We start from the raw sequence: 17,861 nt of genomic DNA, 5'->3' as shown, positions 1-17,861 counted from the left end.
CTGGCGCCGGTATGCGGCGCCGCTCAGGCGGCGTCGCGGTCGTCGGGCCGCTCGCCGCCCTTGCGGCCGGAGAACATCGTCCACCAGACGATGAAGACGAGCAGCGCGAGGGCGCCGAGCGCCTCCAGCAAAATCACGCCCATGATTCGTGGTCCGATCCGTAGCAGAACTCGCCGCTGGAGCGCGGCGCTGGCGATTCTAGGCGCGCTGGGCGCAGGCACCGCGGCCCTCGTGGCGCCCGTCGCGTCCGCCACCGGATTGCCGGTCGATCCCGAGAAGCTGCTCAACGGCGAGGACGACACCGCCGGCCGGCACGTGCTGCAGCGCGAGCGCGCCCGCTGGGTCGCCGCCGCGTGGAACGAGTTGCCCGGCTGGGGCCAGGACCGCGCGCTGGAATGGTGGCCCGCGATGCTGCGCGGCTGCGAGAAGCCGATGCCCGGCTGGGCCGCGATCTGCACGCAGGCCCGCAGCTTCAAGCCGGGCGGCGACTGGGACGCGATGGTCTGGCTGATGAAGCGCCTGCAGCCCTACCGCGTCGAATCGCCCGAGGGTCAGCGCGAAGGCGTGGCGACCGGCTACTACGAGCCGGAACTCGCCGCGCGCCGCCTGTCGCAGGGCGACTTCCGCGTGCCGCTGCTGGCGCCGCCGCAGGACTTGGCGCAGCGCAAGCCCTACGACACGCGCCAGCAGATCGAGAGCAACGCGTCGCTGGCCCGGCTGAGCCTGGCCTGGGTGCAGGATCCGCTGGACGCGCTGGTGATGCAGATCCAGGGCAGCGGCCGGCTGCGCGTGACCGAGCGCGACGGCACCAGCCGCTGGGTGCGGCTGTCCTTTGCAGCCCACAACGAGCAGCCGTACCGCTCGATGGGCCAGTGGCTGATCGCCCAGGGCGAATTGCGGGCGACGGAGGCCTCGTGGCCGGGCATCAAGGACTGGGGGCGGCGCAATCCGCAGCGGCTCAAGGAGGCGATGTGGGCCAACCCGCGCTACGTGTTCTTCCGTGAGGAACCGCTGCCCGATCTGGCGGTCGGACCGCGCGGGGGTCAGGGCGTGCCCCTGACGCCGGGGCGTTCGATCGCGGTGGACAAGGCCAGCATTCCCTACGGCACGCCGGTGTGGCTGGACACGACCGAGCCGCTGTCGACGACGCCCATGCGGCGGCTCGTGATGGCGCAGGACACCGGCGCGGCGATCGTCGGCGCGGTGCGGGCGGACTACTTCTGGGGCTGGGGCGAAGCGGCCGAGGCGCAGGCCGGCCGCATGAAGCAGCCGCTGCGGCTGTGGGTACTGTGGCCGAAGGCGCCGGGACCGGCCCGGACGGCCGGCTCTGCGCTCGGCCGGGCTGACGGCGGCACGGTCACTCGGTGACCTGGACGCCCTTCCAGAAGGCGACGCGGTCCTTGATCTCGGCGGCGGCCTCGGAGGGTTCCGGGTAATACCAGACGGCATCCGGGTTCATGTCGCCGTGGACCATCAGGCTAAAGTAGTGCGCCTGACCCTTCCACGGGCAGGACGTGCGGTGATTGCTGAACGTGGTGAACTCGCGCTTCAGCGAGGCGACGGGGAAGTAATGATTTCCCTCGACCACCACGGTGTCGTCGCTTTCGGCGATGACTTCGCCGTTCCAGATTGCCTTCATTCCAACTCCTCGTGCTCAAACGCTATTTCGCCCATCGGGGCAAGGACATCTTCGTCACCGCCGGCTCCGCGAGAGACCTCGCTCCCGGCAGTTTCGGGATCTGTGCGATCGGGGGCGGCGCGGAAGGCTGGTCCGTCGTCCACGTCGGCCCGGATGGCGATGCCGCCGACCTCGGCGGGGAGTACTACTTTGCCACCTCCGAGGAAGCCCTGGCGTTCCTGAAGGAACTGATCGACCTGATGGTGGATGGCGGGGAGCCGGAAGGGCTCCAGGAGGACTGAATCCGCCCGTGAGGCGATTAGGCGGCTTAATCGAATCAAATTTGATGCGATTAAGCCGCCTGAGGCGATTGGAGATTGAAATCGCATCAAATTTGAGGCGATTAATCACTACAATCGCCTCAAGATGGCAGACGACCTCCCGCTGATCTGGCAGGCCTCCAACTGGCCGCAACTTCATGTCGACCTGGAGCAGATCCAGGAAGCCTATTCACGCGCACGCCGATCGCAAGGCCTCGTGGAGGGAAGACTGGCGTTGATCGGCTTCGAGCATCGACGGGCCTTGGAAGCGGAGGCGTGGAGCCAGGACGCCCTGGCCACGGCTGCCATTGAAGGTGAACGCTACGACCTCGCCTCAGTCCGTTCATCCATCGAGCGTCGACTGGGCTTCGGCGAGGCCAATGCGCACGAGGCACCGCGCAACGTCGAAGGTCTTCTGGACATCATGGACGACGCCGTCAGGCGTGCCGCCAAGCCGTTGACACATGAACGCCTGCATGCCTGGCAAGCGGCGCTGTTCCCGACGGGCTACTCCGCCATGCGCAAGATCCTGGTCGGGGCCTACCGGACCCACGAGGAGCCGATGCAGATCGTCAGCGGTGGGCCAGGGCACGAGAAGATCCATTACGAGGCGCCCCCGTCCAATCGACTCCCAGTCGAAATGGAAGCCTTCGTCACCTGGTTCAACGGCACCGTCGGCAAAGATCCTTTGGTCACCGCTGCGATTGCTCATCTCTGGTTTGAAATCATCCATCCCTTCGAAGACGGCAACGGTCGCGTCGGCCGGGTGGTGATCGATCTGGTGCTCGCTCGGGAAATGGGTTTCAGCAGCCGTCTCATTCGCATGTCTCAACGGTTACTGGACAAGCGTAAGGAGTACTACGCCGAACTTGAAGCGGCACAGCACGCCTCCGTCGACGTCACGCGCTGGGTGCAATGGTTCCTGGAGCAGGTCCAGGTGGCGTGCGAAGACGCTGTGACCGTCATCGACAGCACCCTGAGCAAGGCTCGCTTCTGGACGGAGCATGAGAGCCTTGACATCACGCCTCGTCAGCGCAAGGTGCTCAACGTGCTGCTCGACGCGGGTCCCCATGGATTCGAGGGTGGGATGAGCGCGCGCAAGTACGTGAGCATTGCTTCAACATCGAGTGCGACTGCATCCCGGGAACTGCAGGACCTGGTGGAGCGCGGTTGCTTGCGACAGCTGGGAGCAGGTCGATCAACGCGGTATTACGTGGCCATCGATGGCTGGGGGCCCATGGCCGATACCGAAGGGGAGAACGCTCCCGCCTGAGGACTCACAACGGCTTCAGATCCTCCCCCACCACCCGCACCAGCAGGCCCTTGCCTTCGGGCGTCACGCGGAACTCGCCGTACTTCGCCGGCTGCCAGCGTTCGGCCTCGCCTTCCTTGAAGAACCAGGCGTCGGAGACGAAAGTCCACTGGCCGCCCTTGGGGGCCAGCTCCAGCACCTGCGCGCCGGCCGGCACCGCCTCTCCGGGCGCGAGCAGCTTCGGCGAGTGCGCGATGCCGCGCTCATCGAGCAGCACGGCGATGCGCGGACGCGCGCCCCAGAGCAGTGAAGCGTCCGGGTCGGAGCGGGAACGCCAGCCCACGCTCGGCAGGTCGTAGTTCAGGCGCATGTAGTCGCCCTGCATCAGCGAACGCGGATCCACCGGCGCCAGCTTCACGAAGACCGGGCGGCCGTCGGCGATGAGTTGCTCTCGGCTGGCGATCAGGACGTTCACCAGAACCAGCGCCAGCACGCCCGCGCCGAGCAGCAAGGCCACGCCGCCGCGAAGCGCGAGCGTCGGCCGTTTGCCCTCGTCGGATGAAGGCGCCGCCGGATGCCACGCCAGCCAACGCACCCACGCGGCGAGCGCTGCGCCCATCACGACCAGCGCCAGCGACTTGTGCGCGAGCGGCAGTTGCCATTCGTAGTACAGCGCGCCGATCGCCCACACCGCCGCCACGCCGGCGAGCGCGGCCAGCCGCCAGCGTCGCGTCGACGCCATCAGCGCGAGCACCAGCAGGATCCCGCCGAGCGCCGGCATCAGCGCGGAGAGTGCCGCCAGCACCAGCACCGGTGGCAACAACCTCGCGGAGCCGGTGGGACGCCAACGGCGCAGCAGCCACAGCGCGCCGGCCAGCGCGAACAGCACGGACAGCATCCGGCTCGCGCCGAGCAGGAACATCCGGGCACTCGTCAGCTCGTTGGCGACAACGCGCATGAAGCCACCACTCGAGAACGCGCCGACCGCCGTGAACGACCAGCCCGCCGCCACCGCATGCATCACCAGCACGGCCACCCACCAGCCCTTCAGCGCGGATTCGAGCGCCGCGGCCGCAGGCGCGGTGCGCGCCTCACGGCCCAGCCGGTCCTGAAGCACCCACAGCAGCCCGCCTTCCGCCAGCAGCAACGCTGCGGCGGTCAGCGACAGGCCGCCGTCGTGCTCGTACCAGGCCCTCGGCGCGATGCCCTCGACCCCCAGATGCCCGAGGTACCCCGCCAGCGCCGCCATGCCGACGCCGAGCAATCCCCGCAACCATCCCTGCTTCAGCAGCACGATCAGCGCCGCGACTATGGCCAGGTCGATCCACGCCGCGCCGGCATTCGAGAGATCGCGCTGCAGTCCATAACCGAGGCACACGAGCCCCGTCGGCAGCAGCGGCACCGCCGCCTGCTCCAGGAACAACGGCGTGGCGCGGCCTCGCAGCAGGACGACGGACAGGGCGATCAACGCGATGCCCTCGACGTACGGCATCGGGCCGCGGTTCCAGTCGCCGCCGAACAGCATCGCGAACAGGACGATGAACGGAGGCACCGCCAGCCAGGCGCCCAGCGCCGTCAGCAGCACCACCGGCCAGGGCCGCTCGGGACTGTCGACCTCGACGGGCACCAGGCCCTCGGCGCGCGCCTGCGCCATCCATTCCTGCGCGCTCATGCCCTCGCCTCCAGCGCGCGCACCCGCCGCATGATCAGGCTCACGCTGACCGCCAGCAACGCGCAGGCGACAAGGCCGATCAGGAAGACGCCGCCGATGTCGCCCTTGGTGTCGATGACCACGCGCGCCAGTCCCACGACCAGCAGCGTGTCGACCGCCAGCGCCAGCGCGCTCATCGCGTAGACCTCGCCGCGCCGCCACGCCAGCACGAGGCCCACGGCAATCACACCGAGTCCGAGGTAGTACTGCGGCGCCACATCCTTGGCGAAGAGCCCGCCCAATGCCGTGCCCGAGATCGCGATCACCGAAGCCAGCACTGCCACCCGCCACGCCCAGGGCTGCGACGTCGCGTCGGGTCGCATCGCCAGCCCGACGCACAGCACGCCGTACGCGACGAAGCCGATCGCATGCACCGGCACCGTGGACGCGTCGAAGCGCCACGAATGGCCGCCGAAAGTCTCCATCCACAAGCCGATTCCGGTCGCGACCACGAGCGCCCATGGCGTCCATGCCAGGTCCGAGCGCGCCGCCCAGGCGATCGGCAATCCGAGCGCTGCCCAGAGCGCGAAGAGCTGCCACGGATCAGCGCCGGTCTGGTAGGTCTGCCCGAAGAACGCCAACAGTCCGCCCAAGGTCAGGAAGGCCACCAGCGCCAGCGGCGCGCGCCACGGTCGCAGCATCGCCGCCGCGATCAGGCTCACGGCGAGCACCGCCTGCAACAACCCGAAGCGCATGACGCGGCCGAAGTCGTCCCAGTTCGCCGCGACCCACAGGATCAGCCCGAACCCGATCAACCCTGCCGCCAGCGCGCCCGCGCCGCGGCGCAACGGCGTCCACGGATCGCCCGGCGGATCATCGATCCCGCTGAGCACCCGCAAGCGCCGTGCGCTGGTCGCATCCAGCCCCTGCCGGGCCGTCCATTGGTACAACTGCTCGTGCAGACTCACGGGTTCCTCCCTCAGGATGCGACCGCCCGCAGGCGTCGCCGGTGATGTTCTTCGAGGGAGCCGATTCTTCCTCTCATCCTTCGTTCTCGCACTGGGAGTTCCACATGGGACAGATGATCGATTTCGTACGCCCTGACGGCGGCACCACCGCCGGCTACCTCGCCAGCGCCGGCGACGGCGCGCCGGGCATGATCCTCATCCAGGAATGGTGGGGGCTCAAACCCCACATCAAGGAGATCGCCGAGCGCCTGGCCTCCGCCGGCATCACGACGCTGGCGCCCGACCTCTACCGTGGCCGCATCGCCGCCACCGCCGACGAGGCCAGCCACATGATGGACGGCCTGGACTTCGTCGACGCCACCACGCAGGACCTGCAGGGCGCGCTGACGCACCTGCGCGAGCACCTCGGCTGCGGCCCCGTCGGCGTGATGGGCTACTGCATGGGCGGCGCGCTGACCATCCTCGCGGGCGTCAACCTCAAGGACCTGCAGGCGGCGGTCTGCTACTACGGCATCCCGCCGGCCGAATTCGCCGACCCGGCGAAGATCGCCGCCCCCTTCCTCGGCCACTTCGCGACGCGCGACGACTGGTGCACGCCGGAGAAGGTCGATGCCCTGGAGGCCCGCATGAAGGCGGGCGGCAGGCACCCGGTCATCCACCGCTACGTCGCGGACCACGCGTTCTCCAACAAGACCCGCGCCGAGGTCTACGACGAGGCCGCCGCCGAGCTGGCCTGGTCGCGCACCCTGGACTTCCTCAAGCAACACCTCGCCTGATCGGCTGAATCCATGACCCTCCTTCGCCGCCGCCTGATCCCCACCGCCGCCGCTGTCTGGGCGCTGATCGCTTCCTCCGCCATCGCACAGACCACGCCGGCCTCGGGGCCGGCGTCGGCGACGGCGCGCGCCGCCTCCGAGACCTCCGCCCCGCCGCTGGATCCGCGCGTCGCGCCGATGCTCGCGGACATCTCCGCCGAACGCATCGAGTCGACCATCCGCAAGCTCGCCGCCTTCGGCACGCGTCACACGGCGTCGGACACGAAGAGCGACACGCGCGGCATCGGCGCGGCCCGGCGCTGGATCGAGCGGCAGCTGAAGGATTGCAGCGCGAAGACCGGCGGCCGGCTGCAGGTCACGATGGACGCCTTCATCGAGCCGGCGGGCAACCGCCTCTCGGCACCCACGGAGCTGGTGAACGTCGTGGCCACGCTGCCCGGCGCGTCGGCAGGCACGCCGCGCGAGCGGATCCTCGTGGTGAGCGGGCATTACGACTCGCGCAACAGCGACGTGATGGATGCGCAGGGCGAGGCGCCCGGCGCGAACGACGACGCCTCCGGCACGGCGGCCGTGATGGAGATGGCCTGCGCGGCGGCGAAGCAGCGCTTCGACGCGACGCTCGTGTTCATGGCCGTTCCCGGCGAGGAGCAGGGCCTGCTCGGCGCCCGCCACTGGGCCCGCCGGGCGCGGGCGCAAGGGCTGAACGTCGAAGGCATGATCACCAATGACATCATCGGCAGTTCGCGCGGCGACAAGGGCGAGCACGATCCCAAGCGGCTGCGCCTCTTCGCCGACGGCTTCGATCCGCTGCTGCGCCTGCTGGTCAACGCGAACGCCAACAGCCCGGCCAACGAGGACGAGATCAAGACCAACGCGGCGATCCGCGCGCAGCTGCAGCCGCTGGCGGTGGCCGGCGGCACCGAGGAATTGCCGACGCAGCAGTTCGGCCGCCACCTGAAGGCCGAGGGCGAGCGCTACCTGCCGGACTTCCACATCGACCTGATCCAGCGTCGCGACCGCTACCTGCGCGGCGGCGACCATCTGCCCTTCCTGGAGCGCGGCTACGCGGCGGTGCGTTTCTCCGAACCCTTCGAAGACTTCCGCCACCAGCACCAAAACCTGCGCACCGAGGGCGGTGTCGTCTACGGCGACCTGCCGGAGTTCGTCGACTTCGCGTACGTGGCCGACGTGGCGCGCGTGAACCTCGCGGGCCTCGCGACGCTGGCCTGGGCGCCGTCGCCGGTGAAGGGCGCGCGCATCGATGCGCGCGAGCTGACCAACGACACGACGCTGCTGTGGACTGCGAGCGTCGATCCGGAGCTGGCGGGTTATCGCGTCGTCTGGCGCCGCAGCGAATCGCAGGCGTGGGAAGGCGCGAAGGATGTCGGCAACGTCACCAAGGTCACGCTGCCGCTGTCCAAGGACAACCTGATCTTCGGCGTGCAGGCGGTGTCGAAGTCAGGCCATGCGAGTCTGGCGAGTTATCCGTTGCCGCTGGCGCGATGACCAAGGCCCGAGCGCCTCGGTGTCCCGGTCGGCGGGAGCCGGGGTGCCCCCGGGCGATTTAGCGGAGCCTGCCGAGCGTATGAGCCCGGGGGTGCCCCGGCTCCCGGCGACCTGCTCGGTCCGACGCAGGACTCACCGCAGCACACCTTTCCCCAGCCACTGCCCCCAGATCTTCATCGTGACGCGTTGGTCCACGAGTCCCGGGTATTCGGCCATGGTCTTGCGCAGGGCCGTCTCGTCGGTGCCGCGCGAGAACACGACCTCGCCGATCGGTCCGTCCTCCAGCGAGTACCAGGCGCCGATGACGCCTTCGTCGAGAGCCCGCTGCAGGAAGATCGGGACGGCGTCCTTGTCCTTCGCCTCCGCGCGGCTGAACAGCACGATGCGGTTCTCCTCGATGCCGTTGGGATCGATGCCGGTGTGGTGCAGCGCCTGGTGCACCGTCGCCGGCTGGGCGTTGACCACCATGTAGCCCTCGCGGATGTACTGGTCGGGCTCGAAGTAGCTCAGCAGGATCTGCCGGTTCGGCGCCTTGACCACGACGATCCCGAGCTTCTGCTTCAAGGGATCGCGCATCGGTCCGGCCGCGAAGAGCTTCTCGTCGGCGAAGAGCCGCTTGAAGTTCTCAAGGTGCCCGGTCTGCATCGCCGCGACAGCGGCCTTGTCGTCGGGCACCGGCTTGCCGGTCTCGAGGAAGATGAACCAGTACTGTTCGGCTGCGATCATTGGAGGACGGGTCTGTGCACGGGCCGGCAGCGCCGCCAGCGCGGATAACGCAGGGAGGGCCGCCGCCGAGGCGATCAGGGAACGTCGTTGCATCGGAGTCTCCTTTGTCGTTCACCGGGATCGTCGACGGACCCCGGCGTCGATGGACGACTCTACTCCCGGCCGCCGCCCGTGCCGAGCACCTGCAGCGAACGCAGCATCAGCCGGCTGCTGGTGACGTTGGTGGCGCAGGCGACGTTGTGGACATCGCAGGCGCGGACCAGCGCGTTGATGTCGGGTTCGTGCGGCTGCGGCGTCATGGGGTCGCGCAGGAACACGACCGCGTCGACCAGCCCGACCGCCAGACGCGCGCCGATCTGCAGGTCGCCGCCGTGCGGACCGGACAGCATGCGCTCGACCGTCAGGCCGACCTCGGCCGCCAGGCGCGAGCCGGTCGTGCCGGTCGCCACCAGCTCGCAGCCGCCGAGGAATCCGGCGAACTCGGTGGCCAGCATCACCATCTCGTCCTTCTTGCCGTCGTGGGCGATCAGGGCGATGCGCAGACGCACGGGCGCAGCGGTCGCCGTCGCAGAACCGGCAGAAGGAATGGGAGAAGGGGCGGGAGCGGTGGAGGCAGTCATGCCCGCGATCGTAGGCCCGGTGGATAGCTGTGCGAGTTACCGGCGCGGTTCTTTCTGCGTGGCCAGCGGCACGTTGCCCACGCCCCGGTTCATCGCATTCAGCAGGTCGCCGTTGTCCTGGCTCAGTTCCCAGGCGAAGACGCCGGCCAGACCCTGGTCGCGCACGAACTGACCCTTGGCGAGCACGGCACGCGGATCGTCGTAGCCCATCCAGAGCTTCAGCTTCGGATTGAAGAGCGACCACGACTGCGTCACCGGATCCCAGACGGACTGGTAGCCCGCGCGGCCGTTGCCCTTCGCATCGAGGATGCGACCGGCCATCTCGCGATAGCCCTGGGCGCCCTCGCCGCCCGGATAGGCGCCGGCCTTCGCGGTGCCCGCCTTGGTCTCGCTCACGCCGGTGAAACCGCGGCCATACATCGCGACGCCGGCCACCAGCTTCGAGCGCGGCACGCCGGCCTTCTCCAGGTTGGCCACCGCGCGCTCCAGACTGTCGTCCGCCTGCGGCGACGACGCGCGCAGCGTCGTGTGATGCCCTGCCACCGGCGACCACATGCCGTAGAAGTCGTAGGTCATCATGAAGACGAGATCCAGCGGCTTGGACGCGTCCTTGAAGTTGATCTTGCCGACGATCGAGTCCATCGGATTCACGGCCGTCGTCAGCAGGTAGGGACGGCCCGTCTCCGCCGTCAACGCGTCCAGCGCCTTGCGCAGATCGGCCATCAGGTCCGCATAGGACTGGCCGTCCTGCGGACTGCCGAGTTGCACGCCATTGGCCGCGCCGTTGTTGCCGGGATGCTCCCAGTCGATGTCGATGCCGTCGAAGGCCGGATGGTCGCGCAGGAACTGCTGCGCCGAGGCCGCGAACACCGCGCGCTTCGCCGGGTCACCGACCAGGTGGAAGATCGGATCCGACCCGCCCCAGCCGCCCACCGACGCGACGATCTTCAGGTGCGGCGCGCGCTGCTTGTAGCGTTGGAACGCGGTGTTGAAGCGCGCATCGATCGGACCGGTGCCGATCTCGAAATCCTTCTTGCCGACGCACTTGGCGGCGTCCTTCTCCAGCTGGCCGGGACCGCACAGGCGCAGGAAGGCATAGAGCACGTGCGTCAGGTTCTGCGGCGGCACGCGCTCGATCAGCTCGACCGGCTCCCAGTTGGGCACGTAGATGCCGACGATCTTGCCGCCGGTGCGTTCGAACTCGACCGGCTTCGCGCCGAAAAGCGCATAGCCCGGCGCTTCCGCCTTGGCTTCGGCGGCCGGCGTCGCGGCGATGGCGGCCGAAGCCGCAATGGCACCCAGCGCGGCGATCGCGGCGGTCAGCGGGCTCGGGATGCGGGACAGGACTCGAACGGACATGCGGGCCTCCAATGGACGCCGCAGCTTAGCGGAACGAGTCAAAAATTAACACCAGTCAAATACCAATTCGACCGATACGGCAGGTTCGGAGAAACCTTTATGGAGCCACTTCGTCCTACGGCGCCACGTCGACCCGAAGCTGAAGTTCGCGAAGCTTCTGCACCTCCGCGTCCCGCGTGCTGTAGGTGTTGCGGCTGGCGCTCGAGCTCACGCTGCCCGTGCGTGCGATCGTGACCCAGATGCCGAGCGGCGCCTGGACGGTGCTGAGGACGTCGGTGCTCGGGCGCTGCTGGCCATCGGGCAGCGACGTGCCGTAGGCGCCGCCCTGCGGCATCTGCGCCTGATCGGAGGCCCGGACTTCGATGTCCACCGGGCTGCGTCCGCCCGGCCACTTCGGACGGACGACGATGCCCCGCACGCGCTCGGCCACGCCCTGGCGCGGCACGACGACCACGCGATCGCGCTCACCCTGCTGGCGGTCGAGCGCGACGTCGACCCATTGGATCGGTGTCGATTCGGTCATCGTGAATGAAGCCTGCGAGCCGTTGAGCACCAGCAGGCGCGGGAACAGCTGCTGACGCTGTTCGCGGTTCTCGGTGGAGAGCGCCACGCCGCCGCGCGCCGACACGGAGCCGCCGGTGCTGACCACCGTGCTGCCGTCGCGGATGCCGGCGACCGTCGAGCCGCTGAGTTCGGATTCGACCCAGCGCATCTCGACCTGCAGGTTCTGCTTCGGTCCTTGGGCGTGGACCGGCGTCAGCACGGAAGCGCCGACACCGAGCACGGCGGCAGCAAGAACGACGAGGCGGCGGTGGGAGTTCATCGCGCCAGCATACGCCGCGAGGACGTCAATCACGACCCCGTCACGGGCTCGCTCAGGACGCCGCTCAGGACGCTGCCTGGGACGTCACTTGTTCAACGCTCTGCAGCGGTCGATGTCGCAGGCGGTGGGCAGCATCGAGCGGTACTCGACGACGCTGCCCCAGCTCTTCGGATCGCGCAGTGAGCAGCGTTCACCCTTGCCGTTGTCGTAGTAGGACATCGTGTCGACGCAGCGCTTCGAATGCGCCATCAAGCCGAAGAAGTGGCCCATCTCGTGCGAGAGCACCATCTGCAGCGTCTGGTCCGCCGGGTGCTTGGGGTTGCGCTCGCGCAGCAGCGCGAAGAGACCAGGACCGATCGACAGGCTGCGCGCGGTCACGTTAGCCAACGCGAACTGGCCGCGGCTGCCGACGTCGCTCCAGAGGATCTGGATGGCATCCTCCGGCGGCACCTGGCCGACCGGCACCGCGATGACGGCGAGCTTCAGCCCACAGGCGGTCCAGGCTTCGGCGGAACGCTTCACCAGCGCCATCACCTGCGGCTCGCTGAACCACGGCGGCGCGTTGTCGTGGCGATACGCGAAGCGCAACGAGCGCGTTGCGATCGCACGGTCGCGTCCGTCGCCCCAGGTCTGCACTTCGCCAGGGAGGCATTGGGCGATCTCCTGGTCGCGCACGGAGGGAATGGTCGCGGGCGCCTTGCCCTTTTCCGGCGGGACGAACTGGGCGCTCGCACCAAAAGGCGTGAGCGCCCCGGACAGCGCCAGGACCATCGCCGCAAGAGCACCGGTGAGCCTGCGCTGGACGCTCATGCCGATGCCCATGTCGATGCGTTTGCCGAGACTCGGGCTCATGCCTTCGCGGTCCGCAGCGCGCCGCGCACATGCGGCCACAACAGGTTGATCGCGAGCCCGCTGATGACCAGAGCCGCGGCGATCAGCTTCCACGGCGGCAGGCCTTCGCCGAGCAGCAGCGCGGAGCAGCTCATGCCGAACACGGGGACCAGCAGCGCCATCGGGACGATGGTCGCGGCGGGGTGGCGAGACAGCAGGAAGCTCCACGCGCCGTAGCCGAAGAGCGTGTTGCCCACCGACTGCCAGAGCACCGCGCCCCACGCGCCGACGCTGGCGTTCTGGATCGCCTCGCCCATCTGCGCGGGACCTTCGACGATGAAGGACAGCGCGAACAGCGCGGGTGCGGCGAAGGCGCTGCTCCAGACCACATAGGCCAGCATGTTCACGGCGCCGGCGCGCTTGCCGACGATGTTGCCGCTGGACCAGCAGAGCGCGGCCAGCAGCACCATCCCGAGACCGAGCACGGTCGTCGTGCCGTCGGTGTGCGAGGCGATGACCCCGATGCCGGCGGCGGCCGTGATCAGCGCGAGCCACTGGAAGCCCTGGACGCGTTCGCCGCTCATGCGCATGGCGAGCAGCAAGGTGAAGAAGACCTGCGTCTGGATGACGAGCGAGGCGAGCCCCGGCGAGATCTGCGAGCGCATCGCCAGGTAAAGCAGCGCGAACTGCCCCACGCCGACGAAGGCGCCGTACGCGGCGAGGTTGCGCCAGCCGACCTTGGGACGCGGCAGCAGCAGCATCGCGGGCAGCGCGGCGAAGGTGAACCGCAGCGCCGCGAACAGCAGCGGCGGAAAGGCGTTCAGGCCCCAGCGGATCACGACGAAATTGCTTCCCCAGATGGCGACCACGGACAGCGCGAGCAGGAAATGTCGGAGCGGTAGCGTCATGGCGGCCGGGGAGCGAGGGGGGACCGTCGACTATGCCTGCTGGGCTCCGCGCCGACCCGGTACAGGGGATTGGGTGTGCGACCGGTACAGCGCGAAGGACTTCAGCCCTTCGGCTTCAAATGCCCCAACGGCAAAGCCCCGCCCGCCTTCACCTCTCCGAGCGAGAAGCTCGTGTGGATGTCCTTCACGTTCGGCAGGTTCAGCAGCGTTTCGATCGAGAACCGGCTGAATGCGTCCAGGTCGGTGGCCATCACCTCCAGCTCGAAGGTCCCGGCGCCGCTGATGTAGTGGCAGGCGATCACCTCCGGCAATTGCCGGATCGCCTCCTCCAGCTGCTTGGTCGCCGCGCCGTTGTTGCGGTCCGCGTCCACGCGCACGAACGCGAGAACGCCAAGACCCAGCCGGCGCCGGTCGATCTCGGCGCGGTAGCCGGTGATGAACCCCTGCTCCTCCAGCCACCGCACCCGCCGCCAGGTCGGTGCCGGCGACAGCCCGATCCGCGTCGCCAGCTCCGCATTCGACAGGCGCGCTTCGCGCTGCAGCTCGCCCAGGATCGCCACGTGGTACCGGTCGAGTTCGCCGCTTGCCGGGCCACCGGATCCGCCCGCGTCTTCGCCCCGATCGGCGCCCCGGTCGACCCCCTCGTCGCCGCCCGCAGAACCCGTCGTCGCCCTCATGGTTTTCCCTGATGTCCCGTTTTTCGATGCCATTCGAATCCCTTTCGTCATTCCGGGAAAGATTCTTGCTCAAACGACCACCACCGGCGCAGAACTAGCAAACACTCGCCGGGCATTGTTTCCTACACTGTTCTCTGCGTTTTCCGCGCGCCGCCATACTTGGCGCGACGGCAGCCAAGGCACACGGCCCCGCCACAAGCGGGGCCCGAGGTCAGCCACCCATCAGGAGACTCCCCGCATGAACGCCCCCTTGCCCGAACACATCCTGCGCGCCCTGGAGAAGGTCACGCTGGATGACAAATACGCACTCGACGAGGGCCGTGCCTTCATGAGCGGCGTCCAGGCGCTGGTCCGCCTGCCGATGCTGCAACGCACCCGCGACGCCATCGCCGGCCTCAACACCGCCGGCTTCATCTCGGGCTACCGCGGCTCCCCGCTGGGCGGCTACGACCAGGCCCTGATGGCCGCGAAGAAGCACCTCGCCAAGCAGCACATCGTCTTCCAGCCGGGCGTCAACGAGGAACTCGGCGCCACCGCCGTCTGGGGCACCCAGCAGCTCGCGCTCTTCCCCGAGAAGGCGAAGTTCGACGGCGTCTTCGGCATGTGGTACGGCAAGGGCCCCGGCGTGGACCGCTCCATCGACGTGTTCAAGCACGCCAACATGGCCGGCACCTCCAAGCACGGCGGCGTGATCGCCATCGCCGCGGACGACCACATCGCCAAGAGCTCCACCGCCGCCCACCAGAGCGACCACGTCTTCAAGGCCGTCGGCTTCCCGGTCTTCTTCCCGAGCAGCGTCCAGGAGATCCTGGACATGGGCCTGCACGCCTTCGCGATGAGCCGCTTCTCCGGCCTGTGGTCGGGCATGAAGACGATCCAGGAGATCGTCGAGTCCTCCAGCAGCGTCAGCGTCGATCCCGACCGCGTCGAGATCCTGATGCCCGAGGACTTCCAGATGCCCCCGGGCGGCCTGCACATCCGCTGGCCCGATCCGCCGCTCGATCAGGAGGCGCGGATGATGGACCACAAGTGGTACGCCGCCCTCGCCTATGTCCGCGCCAACAAGCTCAACCACAACGTCATCGCCACGCCGCATGACCGCATCGGCCTGATCGCGTCGGGCAAGGCCTGGAACGACACCCGCCAGGCGCTGCACGACCTGGGCCTGGACGACGACAGCTGCCGCCGCCTGGGCATCCGGCTGCACAAGGTCAACGTGGTGTGGCCGCTGGAAGCGACCATCACCCGCGACTTCGCCACCGGGCTGCAGGAGATCCTCGTCATCGAGGAGAAGCGCCAGATGATCGAGTACCAGCTCAAGGAAGAGCTGTACAACTGGCGTCCCGACGTCCGCCCGAACGTGCTCGGCAAGTTCGACGAGACCGACGGCGACCGCAGCGGCGGCGAGTGGAGCCACCCGAACCCGAGCAGCAACTGGCTGCTGCGCCCGCAGGCCGACCTGACGCCGGCCATCATCGCGCGCGCCATCGCCAAGCGGCTGAAGAAGCTGGGCGTGGACGCCGACACCGCCGCGCGCCTGGATGCGCGCGTCGCGCTGATCGACGCCAAGGAGCAGTCGCTCAAGTCGGAAGAGAAGACCGCCGGCGGCGCCGACCGCACGCCGTGGTTCTGCTCCGGCTGCCCGCACAACACCAGCACGCGCGTGCCGGACGGCTCGCGCGCCGTGGGCGGCATCGGCTGCCACTACATGGTCACCTGGATGCCGGGCCGCAACACCGCGACCTTCACCCAGATGGGCGGCGAAGGCGTGCCCTGGGTCGGCCAGGCGCCGTTCACCGACGAGAAGCACATCTTCAGCAACCTCGGCGACGGCACCTACTTCCACAGCGGCATCCTGGCGATCCGCCAGTCCATCGCCGCGGGCGTGAACATCACCTACAAGGTGCTCTACAACGACGCGGTCGCGATGACCGGCGGCCAGCAGGTCGGCGAGCGCCCTGAAGGCCACAGCGTCACGCAGATCATGAACAGCCTGGTCAGCGAAGGCGTGGCCAAGCTGATCATCGTCACCGACGAGCCGGAGAAGTACGACGGCAAGCCGCTGGCGCCCGGGGTCACGGTCCATCACCGCGACGAGCTGGACGACCTGCAGCGCCAGTTCCGCGCGATCCCGGGCACCACGGTCATCATCTACGACCAGACCTGCGCGACCGAGAAGCGCCGTCGCCGCAAGCGCGGCAAGCTGGTCGATCCGGCCAAGCGCACCGTCATCAACGAGCTGGTGTGCGAAGGTTGCGGCGACTGCTCGGTGCAGTCGAACTGCCTGTCGGTCGAGCCGCTGGAGACCGAGTTCGGTCGCAAGCGCCAGATCAACCAGAACACCTGCAACAAGGACTTCTCCTGCGTGAAGGGCTTCTGCCCGAGCTTCGTCACCATCGAAGGCGGTGAGCTGAAGAAGCCGAAGAAGGACAAGCGCGTCAGCCCGTTCGACGCGTCGCTGCCGGTGATCCCGCAGCCGACGATCCCGAACGCGGTCGAGGCCTGGGGCATCGTCGTGGCCGGCGTCGGCGGCACCGGCGTGATCACCATCGGCCAGTTGCTCGGCATGGCCGCGCACCTGGAAGGCAAGGGCGTGATCACGCAGGACGCGGCCGGTCTCGCGCAGAAGGGCGGCGCGACCTGGAGCCACATCCAGATCGCCAACACGCCGGACGCGATCCACTGCACCAAGGTCGGCACCGCGGAAGCCGACCTGGTGATCGCCTGCGATTCCATCGTCGCCGCCAACAAGACGACGCTGGCCGTGATGCGCGAAGGCCGCAGCTTCGTCGCGCTGAACACGCACGGCTCGCCGACCGCGACGCTGGTCAACGACGCCAACTGGTCCTTCCCCGGCGCCGCCTGCGAGGCCGCCGTGCAGAAGGCCGTGGGCGCCTCGCACCTGGGCATGTTCGACGCGGAAGAGGTCGCGGTGAAGCTGCTGGGCGACTCGCTGTACACCAACCCGCTGATGCTGGGATACGCGTGGCAGAAGGGCCGCGTGCCGCTGAGCCACGCCGCGCTGATGCGCGCCATCGAGCTCAACGGCGTGCAGGTCGACAACAACAAGGCTGCCTTCGAATGGGGCCGTCGCTGCGCGCAGGACCTGGCTGCGGTGCAGTCGCTGTTCGCGGCGCAACAGGTCATCAATTTCGTCAAGCGCCAGGGCGTGGACGAGCTGATCACCAAGCGCGTCGAGTTCCTGACCGACTACCAGAACGCCGCCTACGCCGAGCAGTACCGCGCCTTCGTCGAGAAGGTCCGTCAGGCGGAAGCCTCGGTCGGCGGCACGCGCCTGACGGAGGCGGTCGCGCGCTATCTGTTCAAGCTGATGGCCTACAAGGACGAGTACGAGGTGGCCCGCCTGCACACCGACACGAAGTTCCTCGACAAGATCAAGGGCCAGTTCGAAGGCGACTTCAAGGTCGTGCATCACCTGGCCCCGCCGATGCTGGCGAAGAAGGACGGCCAGGGCCATCTGCAGAAGCGCGCCTTCGGCGCCTGGGTCCGCCCGGCGATGGGCGTGCTGGCCAAGATGAAGGGCCTGCGCGGCACCGCGTTCGATCCGTTCGGTCACACCGAGGAACGCAAGATGGAACGCCAGTTGATCACCGACTACCGCGCGACGATCGAGGCGATCCTGGCCAAGGGCCTCAGCACAGAACGCCTGTCGACGGCGGTCGAGCTGGCACGGATCCCGGAAGACATCCGCGGCTACGGCCACGTCAAGGAACGCCACGTGAAGGCGGCGCGCTTGAAGTGGGACCAGTTGGCCAAGCAGTGGAGCGAGGTGGCCTGACCTTCCCCGGTCGCTGCTGACGAGTGG

General features: G+C 68.5%; 16 protein-coding genes. 6 read left to right on the top strand and 10 right to left on the bottom strand.

The genetic code is table 11. The features are described from left to right. Positions 1-141 precede the first annotated feature (141 nt). A complete protein-coding gene (mltA, locus tag AC07OZ_RS11570; protein WP_495467267.1) occupies positions 142-1,368 on the top strand; it encodes a murein transglycosylase A in 1,227 nt (408 codons plus the stop codon). Here the strand turns inward: mltA and AC07OZ_RS11565 are convergent. Then, complete coding sequence (locus AC07OZ_RS11565) at positions 1,358-1,639, bottom strand: DUF427 domain-containing protein (protein WP_067279015.1); 282 nt, start codon at positions 1,637-1,639, stop codon at positions 1,358-1,360. The genes mltA and AC07OZ_RS11565 overlap by 11 nt on opposite strands. 11 nt (positions 1,640-1,650) lie before the next feature. On the opposite strand from AC07OZ_RS11565, the gene AC07OZ_RS11560 reads away from it, so the two are divergent. Then, positions 1,651-1,920, top strand: coding sequence for a hypothetical protein (locus AC07OZ_RS11560; RefSeq protein ID WP_067279018.1), 270 nt, complete (start codon positions 1,651-1,653; stop codon positions 1,918-1,920). 124 nt (positions 1,921-2,044) lie between these two features. Then, a complete protein-coding gene (locus tag AC07OZ_RS11555; protein ID WP_495467266.1) occupies positions 2,045-3,211 on the top strand; it encodes a Fic family protein in 1,167 nt (388 codons plus the stop codon). A gap of 4 nt (positions 3,212-3,215) precedes the next feature. Here the strand turns inward: AC07OZ_RS11555 and AC07OZ_RS11550 are convergent, their stop codons facing one another. Together AC07OZ_RS11550 and AC07OZ_RS11545 are read right to left on the bottom strand one after the other, a co-directional pair. Continuing rightward, positions 3,216-4,862: a GDYXXLXY domain-containing protein gene (locus AC07OZ_RS11550; RefSeq protein ID WP_495467265.1), complete on the bottom strand. Its 1,647-nt coding sequence runs from the start codon at positions 4,860-4,862 to the stop codon at positions 3,216-3,218. Beyond that, positions 4,859-5,809, bottom strand: coding sequence for a DUF2157 domain-containing protein (locus AC07OZ_RS11545; protein WP_495467264.1), 951 nt, complete (start codon positions 5,807-5,809; stop codon positions 4,859-4,861). Before AC07OZ_RS11545 ends, AC07OZ_RS11550 begins: the two co-directional genes overlap by 4 nt. A 104-nt stretch (positions 5,810-5,913) precedes the next feature. Here AC07OZ_RS11545 and AC07OZ_RS11540 point away from each other — a divergent pair, with 104 nt between their 5' ends. Both AC07OZ_RS11540 and AC07OZ_RS11535 read left to right on the top strand, forming a co-directional pair. Continuing rightward, positions 5,914-6,585, top strand: coding sequence for a dienelactone hydrolase family protein (locus AC07OZ_RS11540; RefSeq protein WP_495467263.1), 672 nt, complete (start codon positions 5,914-5,916; stop codon positions 6,583-6,585). A gap of 12 nt (positions 6,586-6,597) precedes the next feature. Further along, positions 6,598-8,091 (top strand): M28 family peptidase, encoded by a 1,494-nt coding sequence (locus AC07OZ_RS11535; RefSeq protein ID WP_495467262.1) that lies wholly within the window; start codon positions 6,598-6,600, stop codon positions 8,089-8,091. Positions 8,092-8,223: 132 nt separating this feature from the next. Here AC07OZ_RS11535 and AC07OZ_RS11530 read toward each other — a convergent pair whose 3' ends face one another. The 7 genes from AC07OZ_RS11530 to AC07OZ_RS11500 form a co-directional block, all read right to left on the bottom strand. Beyond that, positions 8,224-8,910 (bottom strand): YciI family protein, encoded by a 687-nt coding sequence (locus AC07OZ_RS11530; RefSeq protein WP_495467261.1) that lies wholly within the window; start codon positions 8,908-8,910, stop codon positions 8,224-8,226. Positions 8,911-8,969: 59 nt separating this feature from the next. After that, on the bottom strand, positions 8,970-9,365 hold the full coding sequence (locus AC07OZ_RS11525; RefSeq protein WP_495467375.1) for a methylglyoxal synthase: 396 nt from the start codon (positions 9,363-9,365) through the stop codon (positions 8,970-8,972). Between the two features lie 108 nt (positions 9,366-9,473). Then, the gene (locus AC07OZ_RS11520; RefSeq protein ID WP_495467260.1) at positions 9,474-10,796 is read right to left on the bottom strand and encodes a glycoside hydrolase family 18 protein; all 1,323 of its coding nucleotides are present in this window, start codon (positions 10,794-10,796) and stop codon (positions 9,474-9,476) included. Positions 10,797-10,911: 115 nt separating this feature from the next. Next, positions 10,912-11,619, bottom strand: a complete 708-nt coding sequence (locus tag AC07OZ_RS11515; protein ID WP_495467259.1) for a hypothetical protein — start codon at positions 11,617-11,619, stop codon at positions 10,912-10,914. 84 nt (positions 11,620-11,703) lie between these two features. Beyond that, positions 11,704-12,471 (bottom strand): zinc metalloprotease, encoded by a 768-nt coding sequence (locus tag AC07OZ_RS11510; protein ID WP_495467258.1) that lies wholly within the window; start codon positions 12,469-12,471, stop codon positions 11,704-11,706. Continuing rightward, on the bottom strand, positions 12,468-13,358 hold the full coding sequence (locus AC07OZ_RS11505; RefSeq protein ID WP_495467257.1) for an EamA family transporter: 891 nt from the start codon (positions 13,356-13,358) through the stop codon (positions 12,468-12,470). Before AC07OZ_RS11505 ends, AC07OZ_RS11510 begins: the two co-directional genes overlap by 4 nt. Positions 13,359-13,459: 101 nt before the next feature. After that, positions 13,460-14,035, bottom strand: a complete 576-nt coding sequence (locus AC07OZ_RS11500) for an Lrp/AsnC family transcriptional regulator (protein WP_495467374.1) — start codon at positions 14,033-14,035, stop codon at positions 13,460-13,462. Positions 14,036-14,273: 238 nt separating this feature from the next. Here AC07OZ_RS11500 and AC07OZ_RS11495 point away from each other — a divergent pair, with 238 nt between their 5' ends. Then, on the top strand, positions 14,274-17,834 hold the full coding sequence (locus AC07OZ_RS11495; protein ID WP_495467256.1) for an indolepyruvate ferredoxin oxidoreductase family protein: 3,561 nt from the start codon (positions 14,274-14,276) through the stop codon (positions 17,832-17,834). Positions 17,835-17,861 lie beyond the last annotated feature (27 nt).

The sequence above is a fragment of the Roseateles sp. GW821-FHT09G03 genome (assembly GCF_059416045.1).
The sequence above is the reverse complement of the archived record's forward strand: the minus strand, read 5'-3'. Positions and strand labels throughout refer to the sequence as shown.